The sequence below is a fragment of the Arthrobacter sp. Y3221159 genome (assembly GCF_059089885.1).
In genome coordinates, this window is sequence record NZ_JBNHFC010000030.1 from 1 (window position 1) to 19,327 (window position 19,327).

19 protein-coding genes and 1 other RNA gene are annotated in these 19,327 nt (G+C 62.8%); 5 read left to right on the forward strand and 15 right to left on the reverse strand.

Annotated features, from left to right (window positions below):
- Positions 1-5 precede the first annotated feature (5 nt).
- The 14 genes from AC5RT3_RS19740 to AC5RT3_RS19805 form a co-directional block, all read right to left on the reverse strand.
- Positions 6-1,136 (reverse strand): tyrosine-type recombinase/integrase, encoded by a 1,131-nt coding sequence (locus AC5RT3_RS19740; protein WP_494125039.1) that lies wholly within the window; start codon positions 1,134-1,136, stop codon positions 6-8.
- A gap of 83 nt (positions 1,137-1,219) precedes the next feature.
- Positions 1,220-1,588: a transfer-messenger RNA gene (ssrA, locus tag AC5RT3_RS19745) on the reverse strand.
- A gap of 72 nt (positions 1,589-1,660) precedes the next feature.
- The gene (smpB, locus tag AC5RT3_RS19750) at positions 1,661-2,134 is read right to left on the reverse strand and encodes an SsrA-binding protein SmpB (RefSeq protein WP_494008683.1); all 474 of its coding nucleotides are present in this window, start codon (positions 2,132-2,134) and stop codon (positions 1,661-1,663) included.
- 87 nt (positions 2,135-2,221) lie between these two features.
- Complete coding sequence (locus AC5RT3_RS19755) at positions 2,222-3,667, reverse strand: peptidoglycan DD-metalloendopeptidase family protein (RefSeq protein ID WP_494050792.1); 1,446 nt, start codon at positions 3,665-3,667, stop codon at positions 2,222-2,224.
- A 26-nt stretch (positions 3,668-3,693) separates the two neighbouring features.
- Positions 3,694-4,608, reverse strand: coding sequence for a permease-like cell division protein FtsX (gene ftsX, locus AC5RT3_RS19760; RefSeq protein ID WP_494008685.1), 915 nt, complete (start codon positions 4,606-4,608; stop codon positions 3,694-3,696).
- Positions 4,605-5,393, reverse strand: coding sequence for a cell division ATP-binding protein FtsE (gene ftsE, locus AC5RT3_RS19765; RefSeq protein ID WP_494125040.1), 789 nt, complete (start codon positions 5,391-5,393; stop codon positions 4,605-4,607). The genes ftsX and ftsE overlap by 4 nt, the downstream gene beginning before the upstream one ends.
- 186 nt (positions 5,394-5,579) lie before the next feature.
- A complete protein-coding gene (gene prfB / locus AC5RT3_RS19770; protein ID WP_494103102.1) occupies positions 5,580-6,695 on the reverse strand; it encodes a peptide chain release factor 2 in 1,116 nt (371 codons plus the stop codon).
- A gap of 88 nt (positions 6,696-6,783) precedes the next feature.
- The gene (locus AC5RT3_RS19775) at positions 6,784-7,197 is read right to left on the reverse strand and encodes a pilus assembly protein TadG-related protein (protein WP_494125048.1); all 414 of its coding nucleotides are present in this window, start codon (positions 7,195-7,197) and stop codon (positions 6,784-6,786) included.
- Positions 7,198-7,226: 29 nt separating this feature from the next.
- A complete protein-coding gene (locus tag AC5RT3_RS19780; protein WP_494125041.1) occupies positions 7,227-7,721 on the reverse strand; it encodes a hypothetical protein in 495 nt (164 codons plus the stop codon).
- Complete coding sequence (locus AC5RT3_RS19785) at positions 7,702-8,118, reverse strand: TadE/TadG family type IV pilus assembly protein (protein WP_494008689.1); 417 nt, start codon at positions 8,116-8,118, stop codon at positions 7,702-7,704. Before AC5RT3_RS19785 ends, AC5RT3_RS19780 begins: the two co-directional genes overlap by 20 nt.
- A gap of 5 nt (positions 8,119-8,123) precedes the next feature.
- Positions 8,124-8,333 carry a hypothetical protein gene (locus tag AC5RT3_RS19790; protein ID WP_009356857.1) on the reverse strand — a complete coding sequence of 70 codons (210 nt, stop codon included), beginning with the start codon at positions 8,331-8,333 and terminating at the stop codon, positions 8,124-8,126.
- An 80-nt stretch (positions 8,334-8,413) separates the two neighbouring features.
- Complete coding sequence (locus tag AC5RT3_RS19795) at positions 8,414-9,355, reverse strand: type II secretion system F family protein (RefSeq protein WP_494125042.1); 942 nt, start codon at positions 9,353-9,355, stop codon at positions 8,414-8,416.
- A complete protein-coding gene (locus AC5RT3_RS19800) occupies positions 9,352-10,209 on the reverse strand; it encodes a type II secretion system F family protein (protein WP_494050809.1) in 858 nt (285 codons plus the stop codon). The genes AC5RT3_RS19795 and AC5RT3_RS19800 overlap by 4 nt, the downstream gene beginning before the upstream one ends.
- Positions 10,206-11,429: a TadA family conjugal transfer-associated ATPase gene (locus tag AC5RT3_RS19805; protein ID WP_494125043.1), complete on the reverse strand. Its 1,224-nt coding sequence runs from the start codon at positions 11,427-11,429 to the stop codon at positions 10,206-10,208. The genes AC5RT3_RS19800 and AC5RT3_RS19805 overlap by 4 nt, the downstream gene beginning before the upstream one ends.
- A gap of 286 nt (positions 11,430-11,715) precedes the next feature.
- Here AC5RT3_RS19805 and AC5RT3_RS19810 point away from each other — a divergent pair, with 286 nt between their 5' ends.
- On the forward strand, positions 11,716-14,616 hold the full coding sequence (locus tag AC5RT3_RS19810) for a GH25 family lysozyme (RefSeq protein WP_494125044.1): 2,901 nt from the start codon (positions 11,716-11,718) through the stop codon (positions 14,614-14,616).
- A 66-nt stretch (positions 14,617-14,682) separates the two neighbouring features.
- On the opposite strand, the gene rfbA is transcribed toward AC5RT3_RS19810, so the two are convergent.
- A complete protein-coding gene (gene rfbA / locus AC5RT3_RS19815; protein WP_494008713.1) occupies positions 14,683-15,552 on the reverse strand; it encodes a glucose-1-phosphate thymidylyltransferase RfbA in 870 nt (289 codons plus the stop codon).
- Positions 15,553-15,608: 56 nt separating this feature from the next.
- Between rfbA and rfbB the strand changes: the two genes are divergently transcribed.
- From rfbB to AC5RT3_RS19835, 4 genes are read left to right on the forward strand one after another with little or no spacing between them, the layout of a single operon-like run.
- A complete protein-coding gene (rfbB, locus tag AC5RT3_RS19820; protein WP_494125045.1) occupies positions 15,609-16,607 on the forward strand; it encodes a dTDP-glucose 4,6-dehydratase in 999 nt (332 codons plus the stop codon).
- Between the two features lie 3 nt (positions 16,608-16,610).
- Positions 16,611-18,035, forward strand: a complete 1,425-nt coding sequence (locus AC5RT3_RS19825; protein WP_494125046.1) for a sugar nucleotide-binding protein — start codon at positions 16,611-16,613, stop codon at positions 18,033-18,035.
- 2 nt (positions 18,036-18,037) lie between these two features.
- Entirely contained in the window at positions 18,038-18,763 is a 726-nt protein-coding gene (locus AC5RT3_RS19830) for a glycosyltransferase family 2 protein (protein ID WP_494050813.1), read from the forward strand.
- Positions 18,764-18,772: 9 nt separating this feature from the next.
- Positions 18,773-19,162 carry a DUF2304 domain-containing protein gene (locus AC5RT3_RS19835; RefSeq protein ID WP_494125047.1) on the forward strand — a complete coding sequence of 130 codons (390 nt, stop codon included), beginning with the start codon at positions 18,773-18,775 and terminating at the stop codon, positions 19,160-19,162.
- The last annotated feature ends 165 nt before the right edge of the window (positions 19,163-19,327 follow it).

Genomic DNA, 19,327 nt, shown 5'->3' on the forward strand with positions numbered 1-19,327 from the left:
CAGTTCTAGCGGGCCAGCGCAGCGGTTGCGATGGCGGCGCCGGACTGTCTGGACGAGGGCATGAGGTGCGCGTACCGGGAGTCCGTGGTCAGGGTGGATTGGTGCCCGAGGCGGTAGGACAGCTGGAAGAGGTCCATGCCGCCTTCGATCATCCATGAGGCGTGGGTGTGCCGGAGGTCGTGGATCCGAGCCCAACGGTCCTTGGGTACGCCGGTCTTCTTCCATGCTGGTTCCCAGGCCCGGTTGTAGGTGGCCCCTGAGCGCATGGGACCGCCGCGCTTGAGGGTGAACACCAGCCCTTCGCCGGCGGCCTCCACGCTGGCGCGCACGAGCTCCGCGGTGGAGTGAGCCATCGGCACGGTACGCCAGGAGCGTTCGGTCTTCGGCGGGCCGATGTAGTAGGCCCCGGACTCGTCTTCCTTCCAGGCCTTGTTGACCCTGACGACGGGTACTTCCGCGTCCAGTTCGAAGTCCTCTGCCCGGAGCGCGGTGGCCTCCCCGAAGCGTAGGCCGGTGTCCACGAGGAAGTTGAAGAACGGCCGGAAGAACGGGTCCATTGCGGCGTCCAGGGCGCGGAACTCTTCCTTGGTCATGAACCGCATCTTGTCGCCGCCCTTGGAGTCTTTCGGGAGCTTGATGCCCTTGGACGGGTTCCCTTGCCGGTACCCCAGCAGCTCGGCCGTGGTGAACGCAGCGGAGAGGAGGCCGTGGTGGTTGGCGATGGTCTTGGCCGCCATGGTCGTGCCGGGCCTCCTGCCGGGCTTGGCCTGCATGCCCTTGACCCAGAGGATGACGTCCTCGTGGGTGACCGAGGCGACGGGCATCCGGCCGAGGGAGGTCCCGGCGAAGTGGTGGCTGATGGACTGTTTGTAGCGGCCCATCTGGTCACCTCCGACGCCGGTGAGAAGGCTGATGTGCTTGTGCAGCAGTTGGAGCACGGTGGGACCGCTGACGTTGGCGTTATCCACCGCCCGTTGGGCGGCAGCAAGGGAATGGTCGTTGGCCTCGAGGAGCGCCTTCCAGAACTCGGCCTTCTCCCTCGTGTCCAGCGTCATGTTGTCCTGCACGCCCTCGTAGCGCCACCGCAGGAGGTAGCTGGTCGAGTTCTTGTTCCTGCGTTCAACGATGCTTGCCATCGGTACTTCCCCCTCTTTGAGTGCACAGCCACCGTACTTGCGTGCACAGACAATAAAAAAGCCCCGGAAATCCGGGGCTTTTTTGGTGGAGATGGGGGGAATTGAACCCCCGTCCGATGTCGTGTTGTCAGGGCTTCTCCGGGCGCAGTTTGCGTCGGATTTTCTCGGCCCCAGCCATGCTGCAAACAGCTGGCTGATCCGGGCCCAGTCATCTAAGAGTCCCGTTTACTCCGATGACGGGAGCAAACAGCAGTGGCTATCTAAATGACGCCAGGAACCGGGGCGATAGCAACCCCGGGCTGACGGACTGTCTTACTGCTTAGGCAGCAAGAGCGAAGTCAGTGCGCGTTTGTTTGGCACTTATTGTTTTGCAGAAAGCGTTAACGAGATAATTCTGCATCCTCGGCCCGCTTCACCTGTCGCGACAAACACCGTCGAAACCGATCATCCCCATATTTTGTTACCAAACCGGCGGGCATCCCACCGGACTATCTATAGTAACGCACGTTCTCCGGGATCCATTCCTACTTGCGCCGGTTGCGTTCCCGCATTTCCCGCTGCGCCTCCCGGTTGTCCTGCTGTTCGCGCAGCGTCTGGCGCTTGTCGTACTCGCGCTTGCCCCGCGCCACACCGATCTCCACCTTGGCGCGGCCGTCCACGAAATACAGCTGCAGCGGCACAATGGTGTAGCCCGATTCGCGCACCTTGTGGGAGATCTTGATGAGCTCCTCGCGGTGCAGCAGCAGCTTCCGGCGCCGCCGTGCGGCATGGTTGGTCCAGCTGCCCTGGTTGTATTCGGGGATGTGGATAGCTTCCATCCACAGCTCGTCGTTGTAGAACGTGCAGAAACCATCCACCATCGAAGCGTGTCCTTCGCGCAGGGACTTCACTTCAGTTCCCATGAGCGCGATGCCAGCCTCGTAGGTGTCCAGCACGTGGTAGTCATGCCGGGCCTTCCGGTTGGTGGCCACCACTTTACGGCCACTTTCTTTAGGCACGGGAGAGCTCCTCAGTTTTCAGGTCCGATGTCCTCCGGGCCGGTCCGGCGCGGAGTCATACCAGTTTACGGCAGGGCCGTGATGCGGCTACAGCAGTCCCATTGGGTCGACGGCGGAGCCGTTGAGCCAGGTTTCAAAGTGGGAGTGGCAGCCGGTTGAGTTGCCGGTGTTGCCGGAGTAGGCAATCAGTTGTCCCTGGGAAACCCGCTGGCCGTTCGACACCACGATGCTTGCGTTGTGGTAGTAGATGGTGTTCAGGGTGTTGCCCTCCACCAATCCATGGGAGATCTTCACCCGCCATCCACCGCCGTCCGCGGAGCTCCAGCCCGAGCCGAAGACTTCGCCTGCCGCTGCGGCATAAACCGGAGTACCGCAGGCCGCACCGAAGTCGATACCGGTATGCAGGTAGCCGCCCTGGCCATAGAAGTCGATGGTTCCGGGAGGCGTCGCCCGCCAGCCGAAGCCGGAGGTGATGGGAACTCCACCGTTAAAGGGGTGGCGGAGTCCGAATGCCGACGGCGATCCCACCGGCGGCATGAATGACTGCACCGGCGGGGGCGGCGGGGGCGCCTGCCCCTTGGCTGCAGCTGCCGCCGCAGCAGCAGCTGCAGCTGCTGCGGCAGCGGCTTCGGCTTTCCTCCGCTGCTCGGCTTCCCAGGCTTCGCGGAGCCTCCGGTCACGTTCCTGGATTTCGGCGGCAACGGCGTTCTGGCTCGCCTGCACGTTTGCCAGCTGCGACTGGATGCCCGGCTTGGCGGCCTGAAGTTCGGCGTCAAGGCGGACAGTGTCAGCAATGAGCTGGTCCACCTGCGCCTTTTTGGCCTCGGCTTCGTCGCGCGCTGCCTTCTCCCGCTCGAGGGCGGCGTCAGCTTTGGCCTTGAGGTCCTTGATCTCCGCCTCCACGGCCTGCAGGCGGGCTTCGGAGTTGACGTTCGATGCGCTCTGCTGCGAGAGCTTGTCCATTGCGGCGTTCTGGCTGCGCATGGCCTGGTCCGCCAAATCCATGGTCTCGGTCAGGCTGCCGCCGTTATTGGAACCGAAGAACAGGGACAGGTTGGACGGCACGCCTCCGGACTTGTAGGCCTGCGTGGCAATCTGCCCGATGAGCTTCTTGGTATCGGCGATCTTCTGCTTGTCTGTCTCCAGCTGCTGGGTGATCTTCGCCTTGTTCTGCTGCGCCATATCTACCCGCGCCGAGAGGGCTTCCACCTCTTTGACTGCACTGGCCACACGGCCCTGCGCTTCAAGGAGGGCCTGCTGGGCGCCGGGCAGCTGGCCCTGGTAAATGACCAGGTCACTCGCTGCCTTCGCAATGCGCGAATCCACGAACTCCAGGGACTGCTGGACCCGTGCCGCTTCGGCCTCAAGGGCTTTTTGGCGATCTTCAAGCTCGCCGGCGAAAGCCGCAGGCGTGGACGATGCCAGTCCTGCGGCGAGAACCACGGCAAGCACGCCGCTGAGGACACCTGTCCGGCGCGCCCTGCCGCGCGCCCTCTTGAGGGAGCGGTGGGACGTCTGATCAGTTGGATTCATGGGCATTCCTTGTTTGGTTTGCATACCTAGACGCGAAGGTATCGGCGCAAGGTCAAGAGAGACGAAATTCCAGCCAAGGATCCGCCAAGGATTAGCAGGGCAGGAGCGAGAATAAGGGTTTGCCCGGACGAGATGAACGCAGTATCCGGGTATTGCTCGGACATGTATTCGCCCAGGAAGAAGTGGGCAACGGCCCACAACGTTCCGGAGGCCAGGGCCGCACCGATTACGGCGGCGATGACACCCTCCAGGATGAAGGGCAACTGGATGACCGTCTTCGAGGCGCCCACCAGCCGCATGATGCCCGTCTCCCGGCGCCGGCTGAACGCGGAAAGCCGGATGGTGGTGGCGATGAGGAGAATGGCGCAGACGATCATGACACCGGCGATGCTGACAGCCACCAAGGAGGCGCCGTTCATGACCGAGAACAGGCGCTCCAGGAGCTGGCGCTGGTCGATGACCGTTTCCACGCCCGGCTGGGACGAGAAGGTTTCGCTGATGATCTGGTACTTCTCCGGGTCCTTCATGTTGATCCGGAACGACGCCGGCAGCTGGTCCGGGGTCACGGAGTCCACAATGGGCGAGTTGGAGAACTGGTCCTTGAAGTGCTTGTAGGCCTCTTCCTTGGACTCGTACTGGAAGTCGTTGATGTACTGCGCAACCGCCGGTGACTCCAGGAGGCTGTTCAGGCTCTCCTGCTGTTCCGGGGTGACGGGCCCGCCCGCGCAACCGGCCGCCGTCGAACCTTCACTGCACAGGAAGATGGCCACCTGGACTTTGTCGTACCAGTAGCCCTTCATCTGGTTGATCTGCATCTGCAGCATGCCGGCGGCGCCCACGAACGTCAGCGACACGAAGGTGACCAGGATGACGGAGACCACCATGGACAGGTTGCGCCGCAGGCCGCTGCCGATCTCGGAGAGGATGAATGCTAGCCTCATCGCTGCGCCCCGCCTTCGCGTCCGTCGCCCGGCAGGCCGGCGCGGGGTTCTTCCCTGCCGCTGGCGTCCTTGAGCCTGCGTGACTGTCCCACGACGGGGATCATTGAGGTGTACAGGGCCTTGGCCTCGTCACGGATGACCACGCCGTTCTGGAGTTCCACCACGCGTTTGCGCATCTCGTTGACGATGTCGTCGTCGTGCGTGGCCATCACAACGGTGGTGCCGTTCTGGTTGATCTTGTCCAGGACGCCCATGATGCCCATGGACGTGGTGGGGTCGAGGTTTCCGGTGGGTTCGTCGGCGAGGAGGATTCCGGGCCGGTTGACGACGGCGCGGGCAATGGCCACGCGCTGCTGCTCACCGCCGGAGAGCTCGTGGGGCATGCGGTGTTCCTTGCCCTCCAGCCCCACGGTCTTGAGCACCTCGGGAACGGTGTCCCGAATAACGCTGCGGCTCTTGCCGATGACCTGCATGGCAAACGCCACGTTGGCGAACACATTCTTTTGGGGCAGGAGCCGGAAGTCCTGGAAGACGACGCCGATGCCGCGCCGGAGCCGAGGTACCCGCCAACTGGAAATCTTGGCCACGTTCTGCCCGGCGACGTAGACGGCGCCGGAGGTGGCACGGTCTTCCTTTAGCACCAGGCGGAGGAACGTGGACTTGCCGGAGCCTGATGCGCCGACGAGGAAGGCGAATTCGCCGCGGTCAATCTCAAGGTTGACCGAGTCCAGCGCAGGCCGGGCTTTCTGGTCGTAGACCTTGGTGACATTTTCGAATCGGATCATGGCCCTAAGTACCCTGCAGGGCATGGCCGATCCTTACGAATGCAGCCCAGTTCTGCAGCCGGTGCACGGGTTTCTGTTGGGGAAATAGGGCCCCGGCCCCTCGACTATACGCAGGAAGGCCCGCGCATTACATCGTTTTCAGGGGGCGTGTCGCTGGATCCGTGGCTCGCGGGGCCCGAGGCACCCCTACTTTGCGGCGTTGCGGTTGTCGGTGCGCCAGCGGATTCCGGCGTCGATGAAGTCATCGATCTCGCCATCGAACACAGCCGACGTGTTGCCGACTTCGTGTTCGGTCCGGAGGTCCTTGACCATCTGGTACGGGTTGAGGACGTAGGAGCGCATCTGGTCGCCCCAGGAGGCCTTGACGTCGCCGGCCAGTGCCTTCTTTTCGGCGTCTTCCTGTTCCTTCTTGAGGAGGAGCAGCCTGGACTGCAGCACGCGCATGGCCGCCGCACGGTTCTGCAGCTGCGACTTTTCATTCTGCATGGACACCACGGTGCCCGTGGGAATGTGCGTGAGGCGCACTGCCGAGTCCGTGGTGTTCACGGACTGGCCGCCCGGGCCGGAAGACCGGAAGACGTCAACACGGATTTCGTTGTCCGGGATCTCGATGGAATCAGTCTGCTCGATCAGCGGGATGACCTCCACGGCCGCGAAGGAGGTCTGCCGCCGGCCCTGGTTGTCGAACGGGCTGATCCGGACCAGGCGGTGGGTTCCGGCCTCGACGCTGAGCGTGCCAAAGGCATACGGCGCCTTCACTTCGAAGGTTGCCGACTTCAGTCCGGCCTCCTCCGCGTAGGACGTGTCCATGACGGTGGTGGGGTATCCGTGGCGTTCGGCCCAACGGAGGTACATCCGGAGCAGCATTTCGGCAAAGTCGGCGGCATCCACGCCGCCGGCACCTGCGCGGATTGAAACGACGGCCTCGCGCTCGTCGTATTCGCCGGACAGCAGTGTCACGACTTCGAGTTCCTTGAGGGCCTTGCGGATTGACTCCAGTTCCGTGGCCGCCTCTCCCATGGAGTCGGCGTCATCCTCGTCCTGGCCCAGTTCCACCAGGACCTCGAGGTCGTCGATACGGGACTCCAGGCTGGTGAGGCGTTCCAGCTCGGACTGGCGGTGGGACAACCTGGAGGTGATTTTCTGCGCCGCGGCGGGGTCGTCCCACAGGTCCGGCTCCCCTGCCCGCTCGCTCAGTTCGGCGATGTCTTCCTTGAGTGCCTCAACGTCAGTGACGCGTTCGATGGAAGCGTAAGTGGCGCGGAGCGCGCGGATTTCAGCGGAAAAATCAATATTGGCCATGGTTGTTTAAGCCTACGCTATCCGTCCCGTGGCCCTTGCCCGGGTGCTGTCCCGTCCCTGAACGCCATGTGGGGATGCCGGGCGGAGGTCATCGAGTCAGCCGGGAGCGCGCCGTCGACGTCGCTTCGATTGGAATGCCGCCGGGGACCAGGAAGTTCACTACTGGCGGGTGCACGGCAGCGGTGAGGACCACGACGGCGGTGGAACCGTCGGGCGATCCCGTTGCCCCGGCTACAGCAAGGTCATCAAAACGTTCCGCTGACGGGGTCCTGGCGACAAAGTCAGCAGCGACATTCCGGACGCGGGCCGGGTTGAGGATGGCAGACGGGCTTTCCCCGTGTGACTCGACTTCGCCGAGTGCGTAGCTGTCTGCTGCCGCGAGGGAGGCACCATCCGCGAGTGACAGGAGCCGTTTGTGCTCCAGGTAGACCGCGGTGATGCCGATCATGACCGTTGCGACCAGCAGGGCCACGGCAACGAACCCGAGGATCATCACCATCATCTGGCCGTCTTCACCGGGCTTGCTGGTTTTCACCGGAACCTGCCCACCAGTTGGGTTGCCGATGCCTCTACCTCGGTTGCTGAGAGCCGGAGGCCGTCACCGAAGGGGATGAATGGCAAGGGGATGGTAAGGCTGACGGTTGTGGTGACCGCGGTTCCCGGGGCCTGGCAGTCGGCAGGGCTGCAGCTGATGGAAACCTGTGCCTGTTCAGGGCCGTGCCCAAAGTCGGCAATTGCCAGGGCCGCGGCCTGTTCCGCGGCGGTCCGGGCCGTGGGTGCATTGGGCTGCGCTACGTAGACTTTGGCGGCTTGGTCTGCCGCGCCCACAACGGCAAGAGAACCGCCCTGGATCTGTCCCACGGTGATGATGAAGTACACCAGCGGGACCATCAGGAGGAGGCCAAGGAAGGTGAACTCAACCACGGCGCTCCCCTGCTCTCTGTTGTCCGTCCCCGGTCCCGGGAACAGCACATCCTGCAGGCGGTTTTCGAGCCGGCGCATTCCGTCAGGGCTGCAGGGCCGCATGGCCTTTCACCTCCAGCATGTCCCGCGGACCAATCAAGCCAATGACGGGCATGGGCGCCCGCACTGTCACTTCCAGTGTGCGGATGCCCCGGACGGTCACTTCGCTGGTGCTGACCTGTTCGGCAAAGCCAGGGTTCAGCGCGGTGGCGATGAGGGCGCGGCTCCGCTCTTCAGCGTCGGCGGCACTTCGGTCAGCAAGCGTCCCGTAGCGGGCACCTGAGGCGGCGGCATCAATGAGGGTGTTGCGGACGTGCAGAACCAATGTCAGCTGAATGACGGCGAGGAAAAACATCGTGAGCAGTCCACCCACCAGGACAAAGTCCACCACGGCCGAGCCCTGTTCCCTGGGCGCGGGTACCTGGCGGGCCGTTAGGGCCCCGCGGCCGGACTTCGTCATGTGCTTTAGCTGCCCACCTTGTCCATTGCCTGGTTGAACATTGTCTCCAGGGCTGGTCCCGCGAGCGCCAGGAGGGCAGCAACAAGGACGGCGGACATCAGCGTGATCATCACCCAGCCAGGTACGTCGCCCCGCTCGGGGTGGTCGGTGGCAGGGCGGCGCGCGGCTGCGAGCGCCAGAAGCAACATCCCGCAGCGCATTCCCAGGTTTTTCATCCTTCGTCCTCTTCCTTTTTCGGTAGTCCAGTTTTCAGTGTCACGGGCCCGGGCCAGGCACCCGGTGTTGATTTCAAGAACTAGAAGCCCAGGCTGATGGCCGCGATGCCGGGGAAAACGGTGAACACGACTGTCAGCGGAAGCACGCCGAAGACTAGTGGCACCATCATGGCGATTTCCTTCTTGCCGGCGGACTCCATCAGGTCGCGCTTGGCGGTATCGCGCACATCCTGTGCCTGGGCGCGAAGCACGTCGGCCAAAGGCGTGCCCCGTTCGACTGCCACAATGATGCCGTCTACGAATCTGACCAGCGGGGCCAGATCGGTTCGTGCTGAGAACTCCTGCAGTGCCAGCACGAGTGGCTTGCCGGCCCTCGTCTCTGCGAGGATCCTGGAAAACTCTTTCGCCAGTTCGCCCTTGGCGCTCCGGGAGACCCGGTCCAGGGCGCCGGTCGCGCTCTCCCCTGCACCCACAGCCAGCGCCATGAGTTCTGCCAGGCTTGGGAATTCAGCCATCATCTTCGCCTCCCGGCGCCGGACCTGGACCCCCAGCCAGTAGTCCCGCAGCATGAAACCGCCGATGGCACTGCCGAGGACGGCCAAGGCCGCGAACAGCGCGTTGAACCGTCCCGCGGCTGCACCGACCAACGTCAAACCCAGGGCCGCCGCAAACCCCGCTGCCGCCCAGAGGAGTTGTTCTGCCCTGAAATCAATGGTCGGCTTGCCGATTCCGGCCTGCGCAAGCCGGCGGACGGTGGCCCCCGGTGAGGGATTCAACTTTCCGAGCGCGGTCAGCAGGTCGCGTATGACGGGGCGTAGAATCCTTTCGAGCGGGCCGAACGGGGTAACTGTCTGCTCTCCGGTACGCAGCAGCCGCGACTCCAGGTTCTGGGACTTGAGCTGGGGCTCAATCCGCTCCGCAAACGTCGTTGCCCGCATATACGGCGACCTAAAGATGACGAGCCACAGGCCAATGCCCAGAAGTGTTCCACAGACGATGGCGGCTGGCGAGGCAACAGTCACCGGAGCACCCGCTCTTCCTCGGGCAGGGCCCCTATTTTCAGCATGATGGAGTAGCAGATCAGGGAAACAACGAGGCCGCCGAGCAGTACCGCGGCGCCCGCCGGCGTGTTGTAGGCCTGCACTGCCTCCGGCCGGGTGGCCAGCAGGATCATGACGACCCACGGTGCCGCTACAGCCAGCCGTGCGGCGTTTATGGTCCAGGACTGCCGTGCTTCCAGTTCACTGCGGGTGCGGGCGCTCTCGCGCAAAAACTCGCTTAGTGTGCCCAGCAGTCTGCCGAGGTCGGAGCCGCCCACTTCCCGCGTCAGGCGTAAGGCTTCGACGATGCGGTCCGCCACGGGATCGGCCAGCTTGTGCTTGAGTTTGTTGAGCGAACCGTCGAACTGTCCGCCGGCCCGGTAATCCGCGCCGAATTCGCGGAATACCGGCCGTAGTTCTTCGGGGCCCTTGTCGCCAAGCTGGATCAGTGCCTCGGGCAGCGGCAGTCCTGCCCGAATGGCGGAACGCAGGTGGTCCACGACGTCCGGCCACAGCTGACGAAGCATGGCCGTCCTCTTTTTGGCACGCCATCGCAGGATTGTGACGGGGAGCCAGCCCGCAAACAGCCCAAAACAGGCCGCGATGGGCCAGGAGCGGCTGACCGCGAAGAAGACCAGGGCCACGAACAGAGCAAGGCCCAGGCAGGTGCCCAGCAGCCCGCTGACCGATACTTTGTCCACCCCTGCCGCAACCAGGAGATCGGCTACCCGGCTTGGTTTGCGGTTTCGGCGTCCCGGCTGCGGGGATTCCCACAGCGACCACCAGATGAGGAACAGCCCTGTTCCTGTCGTTACCCCCAGCAAGGCAGAAATCATCGCGGATCCAGCAGTGCAGCGACGTCGAAGCCTGCGCGCGCGAATTTCTCCGCCGCCGGCATGCTGTTGGCGCGGGGCTGCAGGACCCCGTCCGTTATGGCGAAAACAAGTGATGACTCGATGATGCCGTTTTCCACGCGGCGGCCGAGAGACAAGATTTCGGTAACCTCCCTGCGTCCGTCCGGCCGCCGGCTGCAGTGCACCACAAGGTCGATGCATGAGGCGACTGTGGGCACAACAAAGGCTGATGAGATGTTTTCCCCCGCCAAGAGGGGAAGGGTGCAGATCTTTGTCACGGCGTCGTGGGCGGAGTTGGCGTGGACGGTGCACATACCCGGAAGGCCGGAGTTGAGCGCAATGAGCATGTCCAGGCTCTCCGCCTCGCGGACTTCTCCCACAACAAGGCGGTCCGGCCGCATGCGCAGGGCTTCCTTCACCAGGCGGCGGAGTGGGATCTCTCCTTCTCCTTCGAGGTTCGGCTGCCGGCACTGGAGCCCCACAACGTCGCGCAGCGGGAGCTGCAGCTCGAAGATCTCCTCGACCGTGATGACCCGCTCCCTGCTTCCAATGCCAGCGGCAAGGCAATTCAGCATGGTGGTTTTGCCCGCCTGCGTGGCCCCTGACACCAGGATGTTCAGCCCGCTTGAAACAGCCGCACCGAGGAACCGCGCTGATTGTGGAGTCAGGGTGCCCAGTTCGACGAGATGTTCGAGCCGGCTGGCTTTGACAACGAACTTTCTGATATTCACGGCCCAGTGCCGGCGCGTGACGTCGGGAATCACTACGTGCAGCCGGGAGCCGTCGGGCAAAGCCGCATCCACGAACGGGGAGGACATGTCCAGGCGGCGGCCGGAGCTCTTGAGCATCCTCTCCACTAGATCCCGCACCTGCTGTTCCGAAAGGCTCAGGGACGTCAGTTCGGACTCACCGTTCCTGGCCACAAAGATTTCATTGGGGGCATTGAGCCAAATCTCTTCTATGGAGGGATCATCGAGCAGTGGCTGCAGGATTCCAAAGCCAGCCACTGCATCAAAAAGGAACCGGCGTGCCGTGTCCAAAGGGCCAAGCGGCGGTAGCGGACCCGTGAGCGCCCGCTCGTCGTAGTCAACAACGACAGCCTCAACCAGCCTTCGGACCTCGCCTGCCTGCCTCAACGGATCAAGTCCCCTGCGCCGGATGAGCTCGCGGACTTCATCCTCGACAATTGCCAGAGCATCCATATTGTTCCCCCAAACGACTGCCTTCCCCAGCGGACCGCAGTGCGATTTGGTAAAAGCCTAAAGAGCCCCCAGCTCTGCAACAAGTGCTCAGTATCAACTGTGGATAAGCGCAGGATAGTCACAAGATTCTCAAGTGCCTCAGCGGTATCACTGTTTACACCAGCAACACGGTGCTATGGTGAGCGCGTTAATGATCAACAATCTGTCCGGTTCGTTCCTGGGGGATCTGCCGGAACAGCAACCCAGATGAGGGCTCATTGAGCGCCTCATTGTCTCCGGAGCCATTATGAAACGGAACCCGTCTCAGTCCCGTCGCCCCTCATGGAAATCCTTGGGAATAGCGCTCTTAGCCACCTCCTTGCTGGCTGGTCCCGGCTTGCCGGGCGTCGCCTTCGCCGTCGAACCTGCTCCGGCACCTGCCACGTCTTCGCCTGCGCCGGGCACAGCCGAGCCTTCGGCACCTGCCCCGGTTCCGACGGCGACCACGGAGCCCAGGGCCACATCCCCAGCTGCAGCCAGTCCGGAAGCCAGCGAACCGCAGGCCCCGGCCCCATCCCCCGGGACGACGCAGTCAATGGCGGAGGCGGTCGGTGTGGGCGGGGCCGAGATGGGGCAGCGTTCAGCACGGGTAACCTCCGCCCGCTCAGACTCGCTGAAGAAACTCAGTACGGAACCGCTGGCAAGCGAAGGCACCTGGATGCCAACGTTCGGTGTGCAGGGACTGGACGTCAGCGGGCACCAGCCAAGCGTAGACTGGCAGCACCAGTGGAACATGGGGGCGCGTTTCGCCTACGTCAAAGCCACCGAGGGCAACTACTACACGAACCCCTACTACGGCTCCCAGTTCCAGGGCTCGCGGAATATCGGCATGATCCGCGGCGCCTACCACTTCGCGATTCCCAACTGGTCCTCCGGTGCGGACCAGGCCCGTTACTTCGTGCAGAACGGTGGCGGCTGGTCCGGCGACGGATACACCATGCCGCCGGTTTTGGACTTTGAGTTCAATCCCTATGAAGGCCGGACCATCAACGGCTTCTACTTCGGCAACACCTGCTACAACATGTCTCCCGCACAGCTCCAAACCTGGGTGCGGGACTTCGGCAACACAGTGCAGTCCCTGACTGGCAGGCTGCCGGTCATCTATACCAACACAAGCTGGTGGAACCAGTGCCTAGGCAACCCGGCCGGCTTCGGTGACTACCCGCTCTGGGTCGCCGCCTACCCCAGTTCCCCCACCAACAACGCCGGACCTGTGCCAACCGCCAGTTGGGGCACGTACAGCATCTGGCAGTACAGCAGCACGGGGCCTTTTGCCGGTGACTCCAACGTCTGGAACGGTGACTACGCGGGACTGAAGGCGTTTGCCTCAAGCGGAGTCCCGCCCGCCGCCACCAGGGCCATCGACGCGCTTCGCGCATCCATGCCGTCCCTTGGCGCGCCCATTTCGTCCATAGTGTGCGGGCTTCGCGACGGAGGATGCTTCCGTGGATACGAGACCGGAGTTGTCATGTGGTCTCCCACGGCGGGGGCACAACCCAGCCTTGCAGGACCGATCCGCGATGCCTGGGCACGCAAGGGATACGAAAATGGCCAGATGGGTTATCCGGTATCAGGCGTCATCTGCGGACTGAAGAATGGCGGTTGCTTCCAGAATTACCAGGGCGGTTCCATCATGTGGTCGCCAGCCACAGGAGCGGCGCTGGTGCCATTCGGACCTATCCGTGAGTACTGGGCGGCGCAGGGCTACGAAAACGGTGGCCTCGGGTATCCGCTGAGCGACCAGGTCTGCGGTCTTAAGAACGGCGGATGCTTCCAGCTCTTCCAGGCCGGTTCCGTTCTGTGGAGCCCGGCGACGGGTGCCCGTTTGGTGAAAACCGGCCCGTTGCTGGATGCATGGGGCCGCGCGGGCTTCGAGAACGGGCTGCTCGGCTACCCGACCGCGGAAGCCGTCTGCACCAGTACCTCCTGCACCCAGAACTTCAGCGGCGGCGTTGTAGCCTGGACCTCCACTTCAGGCGCCTGGCCGGTGTTCATGGGTATGGGAGAAACCTGGAAAGACTCCCGTACAAGGGGAGAACCGATTGGCTTCCCGGTAGCGGGAGAGGTGTGCGGGCTTCGCGGAGGCGGCTGCTACCAGTTGTTCCAGGGCGGTGCCCTCCTGTTCTCCCCCAACACCGGGGCATTTACACTGACCGGCCGGATCCTTGATTACTGGCAGAAATCCGGATTCGAGAACGGCCGGCTCGGCTATCCGACCGGTCCTGCAAGCTGCGGAGCAGTCCAAACCGAATGCCGTCAGCCGTTTGAGCAAGGAGTGGCCGCCTATTCGGCCACCACTCCGCCCCAAACTGTGGCGGCAGGACCCATGGCGGCCGGCTGGGAACGCACAGGCTGGGGTGCAGGCAGCCTTGGTTATCCAACGTCCGGCCAGCACTGCGGCCTGAAGGACGGCGGATGCTTCCAGATGTTCACCAAGGGTGCATTGATGTACTCGCCTGCCACCGGTGCCCAGCCGAGCATTCTGGGGCCCATCAGGGACCTGTGGCAAAAGACAGGTTTCGAAAACGGGTCCCTCGGTTACCCGGCATCCGCGGTGATCTGCGGACTCGTGGACGGCGGGTGCTTCCAGAATTACTCCTCGGGAACGGTGCTGTGGTCGCCGGCCAGCGGAGCCAATGCCGTCATGTTTGGTCCTGTCCGGGACGCATGGGTCAGCTCCGGTTTTGAGGCCGGCAAACTCGGTTATCCGGTCAGCGGGCAGATCTGCGGGCTGCGCAACAGTGGCTGCTTCCAGAACTTTTCCAAGGGCACGGTGATGTACTCCCCTGCCACCGGGGCGCAGGCTCTTACTTCAACGCCCATCAGGGAAAGGTGGGCCGCCACAGGTTACGAGTCCGGTTCACTGGGCTACCCCACAAGCGGAACCATCTGCGGCCTTCGCAATGGTGGCTGCTTCCAGAACTTCGAAAAGGGCACGGTTATGTGGTCATCCGCCAGCGGCGCCCACCTGATAACTCCGGGGCCGATCCAGCAGAGCTGGGCCAGCCAGGGATTCGAAGCCGGGGCCCTGGGGTATCCCACCAACAGCCAGGCCTGCACCGCGGACAGGACTTCCTGCAGCCAGTCGTTCCAGGGCGGCAGCATCACCTGGACAGCAGCAGGCGGCGCGAGAATCACCCTGCGCTAACCGAAAGGAAAAGGGAGGCGGAACCCGCACAGCGGGTTCCGCCTCCCTCTTTATTGGGCCTACTGCCTAGTGGCCGTACTCCAAAAGGTCGATCAGGTAGGAGCCGTAACCGCTCTTGACCAGTGGCTCCGCCCGCTCCCGCAGCTCATCGTCCGTGAGGAAGCCGAGCCGCCACGCGATTTCCTCGGGTGCCCCAATCTTCAGGCCCTGCCGGTTCTCGGTGGTGCGCACAAAGTTGGAGGCGTCATTGAGGTCGTTGAAGGTTCCGGTGTCCAGCCACGCAGTTCCCCGGGGAAGGATTTCCACCTGCAGCCTTCCCTGGTCCAGGTAAGTCCGGTTGACGTCCGTGATCTCAAGTTCCCCCCTCGCAGAGGGCTTGAGGTTCCGGGCAATTTCCACGACGTCGTTATCGTAGAAGTAAAGACCAGGAACCGCGTAATGGCTTTTCGGCTTTTCCGGCTTCTCTTCAAGCGAAATAGCCCGTCCCTCGGAGTCGAATTCAACCACTCCGTAAGCCTTCGGATCGGCGACCCAGTAACCGAAGACCGCTCCGCCGTCGATGTTTTCGAACCGGCGCAGCTGCGTACCCATGCCCTGGCCGTAGAAAATGTTGTCACCCAGGACGAGGGCAACGTTGTCATCGCCAATATGCTCTGCGCCCAGGATGAAGGCCTGCGCCAGGCCATCCGGGGAGGGCTGCTGCTTGTAGGTGATGGAAACGCCGAAACGCGATCCGTCCCCCAGCAGCCGTTCGAATTGGTCGGCGTCATGCGGGGTGGTGATAATCAGGATGTCCCGGATGCCGGCAAGGATCAGAGTGGATAGCGGGTAGTAGATCATCGGCTTGTCGTAGACCGGGACCAACTGCTTACTGACGCCCAGAGTGATGGGGTGAAGCCTGGAGCCGGTACCGCCGGCAAGTATTATTCCGCGCATGTCCCCCATCTTTCCTTTCGCTAACTGCCGCGGCAAATCCGGTACTCTTGGGAATTATGCAGCGACTTCTTGTTACCGGCGGTGCCGGGTTCATCGGTTCCAACTTCGTCCATTACGTACTTGATAACACCGATGACCATGTGACCGTTCTGGACAAGCTGACCTACGCAGGCAACCTGGAATCACTCCGCGGCCTTCCCGAGGACCGTTTCACCTTTGTCCAGGGTGATATCGCCGACGCCGCCCTGGTGGAGGGGCTCGTCGCCGCCACGGACGTGGTGGTCCACTACGCCGCCGAATCGCACAACGACAACTCGCTGCATGACCCGCGCCCGTTCCTGGACACGAACATCATCGGCACCTACACCCTGATCGAGGCTGCCCGGAAGCACAACAAGCGCTTCCACCACATCTCCACCGACGAGGTGTACGGCGACCTGGAACTGGATGACCCCGAGCGGTTCACCGAGCAGACCCCGTACAACCCCTCCAGCCCGTACTCCTCAACGAAGGCAGGCTCTGACCTGCTGGTCCGGGCCTGGGTGCGGTCCTTCGGGCTGCAGGCGACCATCAGCAACTGCTCCAACAACTACGGCCCGTACCAGCACGTGGAAAAGTTCATCCCCCGGCAGATTACCAACGTGATCGACGGCGTCCGGCCCAAGCTCTACGGCAAGGGCGAAAACGTCCGTGACTGGATCCACGCCAACGACCACTCCTCGGCAGTCCTTGCCATCATCGCCAAGGGCAGGATCGGCGAAACCTACCTGATCGGCGCCGACGGCGAAAAGAACAACAAGGACGTCGTCGAACTGATCCTCAAGCACATGGGCCAGTCCCCGGACGCCTACGACCACGTGGTAGACCGGCCCGGACACGACCTGCGCTACGCCATCGACTCCACCAAGCTCCGCGATGAACTCGGCTGGGAACCCCGGTTCTCCAACTTCGACGCAGGCATCGAAGACACCATAGCCTGGTACCGCGACAACGAGAACTGGTGGCGGCCGCAGAAAGCAGCCACCGAAGCCAAATACAAGGAACAGGGCCAGTAGTCCATGCCTTTGGAATTCTCGAAAAAGCTCGCTGCCCGCGAGACCCCTATCCCCGGCGTCGTTCTTTACGACCTCCCGGTGCACGGCGACAACCGGGGCTGGTTCAAGGAAAACTGGCAGCGCGAGAAGATGGTAGCCCTTGGGCTCCCGGATTTCCGCCCGGTCCAAAACAACATCTCGTTCAATGAGAAGGCAGGAACCACCCGCGGCATCCACGCCGAGCCGTGGGACAAGTTCATTTCGGTAGCCACCGGCAAAATCTTTGGCGCCTGGGTCGATCTTCGCCAAGGCCCGTCATTTGGCACTGTTTTTACTGCTGAACTGGATCCGAGCCAGGCTATTTTCATTCCGCGAGGCGTGGGTAACGCGTTCCAGACGCTTGAGGACAACACGGCTTACACCTACCTTGTGAACGACCACTGGTCAGCCGATGCCCAAAGCCAGTACACGTTTCTGAACCTTGCAGACGAGACGGTCGCGGTCCCCTGGCCCATCCCATTGGGCCAGGCGGAACTGTCCGACAAGGATAAGGCGCATCCACGTCTGGCCGACGTCGTGCCGATGCCGCCGAAGAAGACCCTGGTTGTGGGCGCGAACGGGCAATTGGGCAAAGCCCTCCGGAACCTCTTCGAAGGAGACCGTTCGGTCGAGTTCGCCGGCCGCTCCGACTTCGATCTGGGCAGCCCGGATTCCTTCGCCGGCCGGAACTGGAAGAACTACTCCACCATCATCAATGCGGCCGCCTACACGGCGGTTGATGCTGCAGAATCCCCGCAGGGACGCGCCGAAGCCTGGTCCGTCAACGTTGCGGCCGTGTCCGCACTGGCCAGGACCGCTGTCGAGCATGACCTCACACTGGTCCATGTTTCCTCTGACTACGTTTTCGACGGCGCCCAGGTCCTCCACAGCGAGGACGAGCCCTTTACCCCGCTTGGCGTATATGGCCAGACGAAGGCCGCCGGTGACGCGATTGTCCAGGTGGTGCCCCGCCACTACATTGTCCGCACCAGCTGGGTCATCGGTGACGGGAACAACTTCGTACGTACCATGGCATCACTGGCTGACCGAGGCATCGAGCCCTCCGTCGTCAACGATCAGATTGGCCGTCTCAGCTTCACGGAGGACATTGCCGCTGGCATCCGCCACCTGATTGATTCCGGTGCGGAGTATGGGACCTACAACCTCAGCAGTGACGGCGAGCCGCAATCCTGGGCTGACCTCGCGGCCGATGTGTACGAATTGTCCGGCAAGGAGCGGGCCGCTGTGACCGGCGTCAGCACTGCCGAATATTTCAAGGGCAAGGAAGCAGCGCCCCGTCCCCTCAACAGCGTGCTGGACCTGACCAAGATCAAGGCAGCCGGGTACGAGCCGCCCCTGTCGAGCACCCGCCTGGAGTCCTACATCAAGAATGGACTGATCAAACAGTGACCGTGCCCGCCCGCACCCCCGACACACTCGTCATCATGCCCGCGTGGAACGAGTCCGAGGCCATCGGAAATACCATCCGGGAAGTCTTCGAATTCGGTCCTCCATGCGATGTCCTGGTCGTCGATGACGGCTCCCGCGACAATACAGCCCAGGTTGCCCGGGCGGCAGGGGCTACTGTCCTGCAACTCCCGTTCAACATGGGCGTGGGCGGCGCAATGCGGACCGGCTTCAAGTATGCGAAAAGCCACGGCTACAGCCAGGTCATCCAGGTCGACGCGGACGGCCAGCATGATCCCCGCGATATCAAGGCTGTGCTCGACGGTCTCCAGCATGCCGACATCGCCATCGGGGCCCGGTTCGCCGACAAGGGCAACTACACGGTACGCGGCCCGCGGAAATGGGCCATGAAAGTACTGGCGTGGACGATCTCCCGGGTGGCCGGTACGACGCTTACGGACGTTACCTCCGGGTTCCGGGCAGCAAACATGAAAGCGATCCGCCAGTACGTTGACCACTATCCGGCGGAGTATCTTGGCGACACCATCGATTCGCTGGTTGTTGCGATCCGCTCCGGCTGTACTGTCAGGCAGGTCGCGGTCTCGATGCGTGCCCGCCAGGGCGGCACCCCCAGCCACGATCCAATAAAGGCCGCCGTATACCTCGGACGCTCAGGAATGGCCTTGCTGTTTGCCCTGACGCGGAAGAAAACCGAGCCGTCCACTAACTAGGATTCCAATATGTCGCTCCTTATGGGCTCCATCGTCGTCGTGGCGATCCTCTTCTTTGTCTTCGAGATGCTCCGCCGGCAGAAACTTCGGGAAAAGTATGCCGTTCTGTGGATTGTCATCGGCATAGGCACCCTGCTCCTTTCTGCTTTTCCCTCGCTCCTCGAACAAGCCAGCGGGCTCATCGGCATCCAGGTACCGGCGAACCTTCTGTTCATCATGACGCTGATTCTGCTGGTGGGCGTTTGCCTCCATCTCTCCCGCGAGCAGTCGCAGGCTGAAGACGAGGTGCGGATCCTCTGCGAGGAAGTGGCTTTGCTGCGGGCAGAACTGGCTGATGTCCGAGACCAGATTGACCTGGGGCGCGGCCCCGCCAACGGTTCAGAGCCGCACAAGCAGTAGCGCGCTGGGCGCCACGGAAAAAGGCCCGTACAACAAAAACAAGCGTAAACAAGAAAAGGGACGCCCGTATGTGAACTGCTCCCCGGGAGTTGGACTGAGAAATTCAGTTCCGACTCCCGGGGAGCAGTTTTATGCGTGCGTCTAGTTCGTTGTCTGAGGATCAGC

Bases quoted from the DNA above. Each gene is read 5' to 3' on its own strand.
- AC5RT3_RS19740 (WP_494125039.1), bottom strand. From the start codon at position 1,136: ATGGCAAGCATCGTTGAACGCAGGAACAAGAACTCGACCAGCTACCTC.
- AC5RT3_RS19755 (WP_494050792.1), bottom strand. From the start codon at position 3,667: ATGAATCCAACTGATCAGACGTCCCACCGCTCCCTCAAGAGGGCGCGC.
- ftsX (WP_494008685.1), bottom strand. From the start codon at position 4,608: ATGAGGCTAGCATTCATCCTCTCCGAGATCGGCAGCGGCCTGCGGCGC.
- ftsE (WP_494125040.1), bottom strand. From the start codon at position 5,393: ATGATCCGATTCGAAAATGTCACCAAGGTCTACGACCAGAAAGCCCGG.
- prfB (WP_494103102.1), bottom strand. From the start codon at position 6,695: ATGGCCAATATTGATTTTTCCGCTGAAATCCGCGCGCTCCGCGCCACT.
- AC5RT3_RS19775 (WP_494125048.1), bottom strand. From the start codon at position 7,197: ATGATGGTGATGATCCTCGGGTTCGTTGCCGTGGCCCTGCTGGTCGCA.
- AC5RT3_RS19780 (WP_494125041.1), bottom strand. From the start codon at position 7,721: ATGCGGCCCTGCAGCCCTGACGGAATGCGCCGGCTCGAAAACCGCCTG.
- AC5RT3_RS19785 (WP_494008689.1), bottom strand. From the start codon at position 8,118: ATGACGAAGTCCGGCCGCGGGGCCCTAACGGCCCGCCAGGTACCCGCG.
- AC5RT3_RS19790 (WP_009356857.1), bottom strand. From the start codon at position 8,333: ATGAAAAACCTGGGAATGCGCTGCGGGATGTTGCTTCTGGCGCTCGCA.
- AC5RT3_RS19800 (WP_494050809.1), bottom strand. From the start codon at position 10,209: ATGATTTCTGCCTTGCTGGGGGTAACGACAGGAACAGGGCTGTTCCTC.
- AC5RT3_RS19805 (WP_494125043.1), bottom strand. From the start codon at position 11,429: ATGGATGCTCTGGCAATTGTCGAGGATGAAGTCCGCGAGCTCATCCGG.
- AC5RT3_RS19810 (WP_494125044.1), top strand. From the start codon at position 11,716: ATGAAACGGAACCCGTCTCAGTCCCGTCGCCCCTCATGGAAATCCTTG.
- rfbA (WP_494008713.1), bottom strand. From the start codon at position 15,552: ATGCGCGGAATAATACTTGCCGGCGGTACCGGCTCCAGGCTTCACCCC.
- rfbB (WP_494125045.1), top strand. From the start codon at position 15,609: ATGCAGCGACTTCTTGTTACCGGCGGTGCCGGGTTCATCGGTTCCAAC.
- AC5RT3_RS19825 (WP_494125046.1), top strand. From the start codon at position 16,611: ATGCCTTTGGAATTCTCGAAAAAGCTCGCTGCCCGCGAGACCCCTATC.
- AC5RT3_RS19835 (WP_494125047.1), top strand. From the start codon at position 18,773: ATGTCGCTCCTTATGGGCTCCATCGTCGTCGTGGCGATCCTCTTCTTT.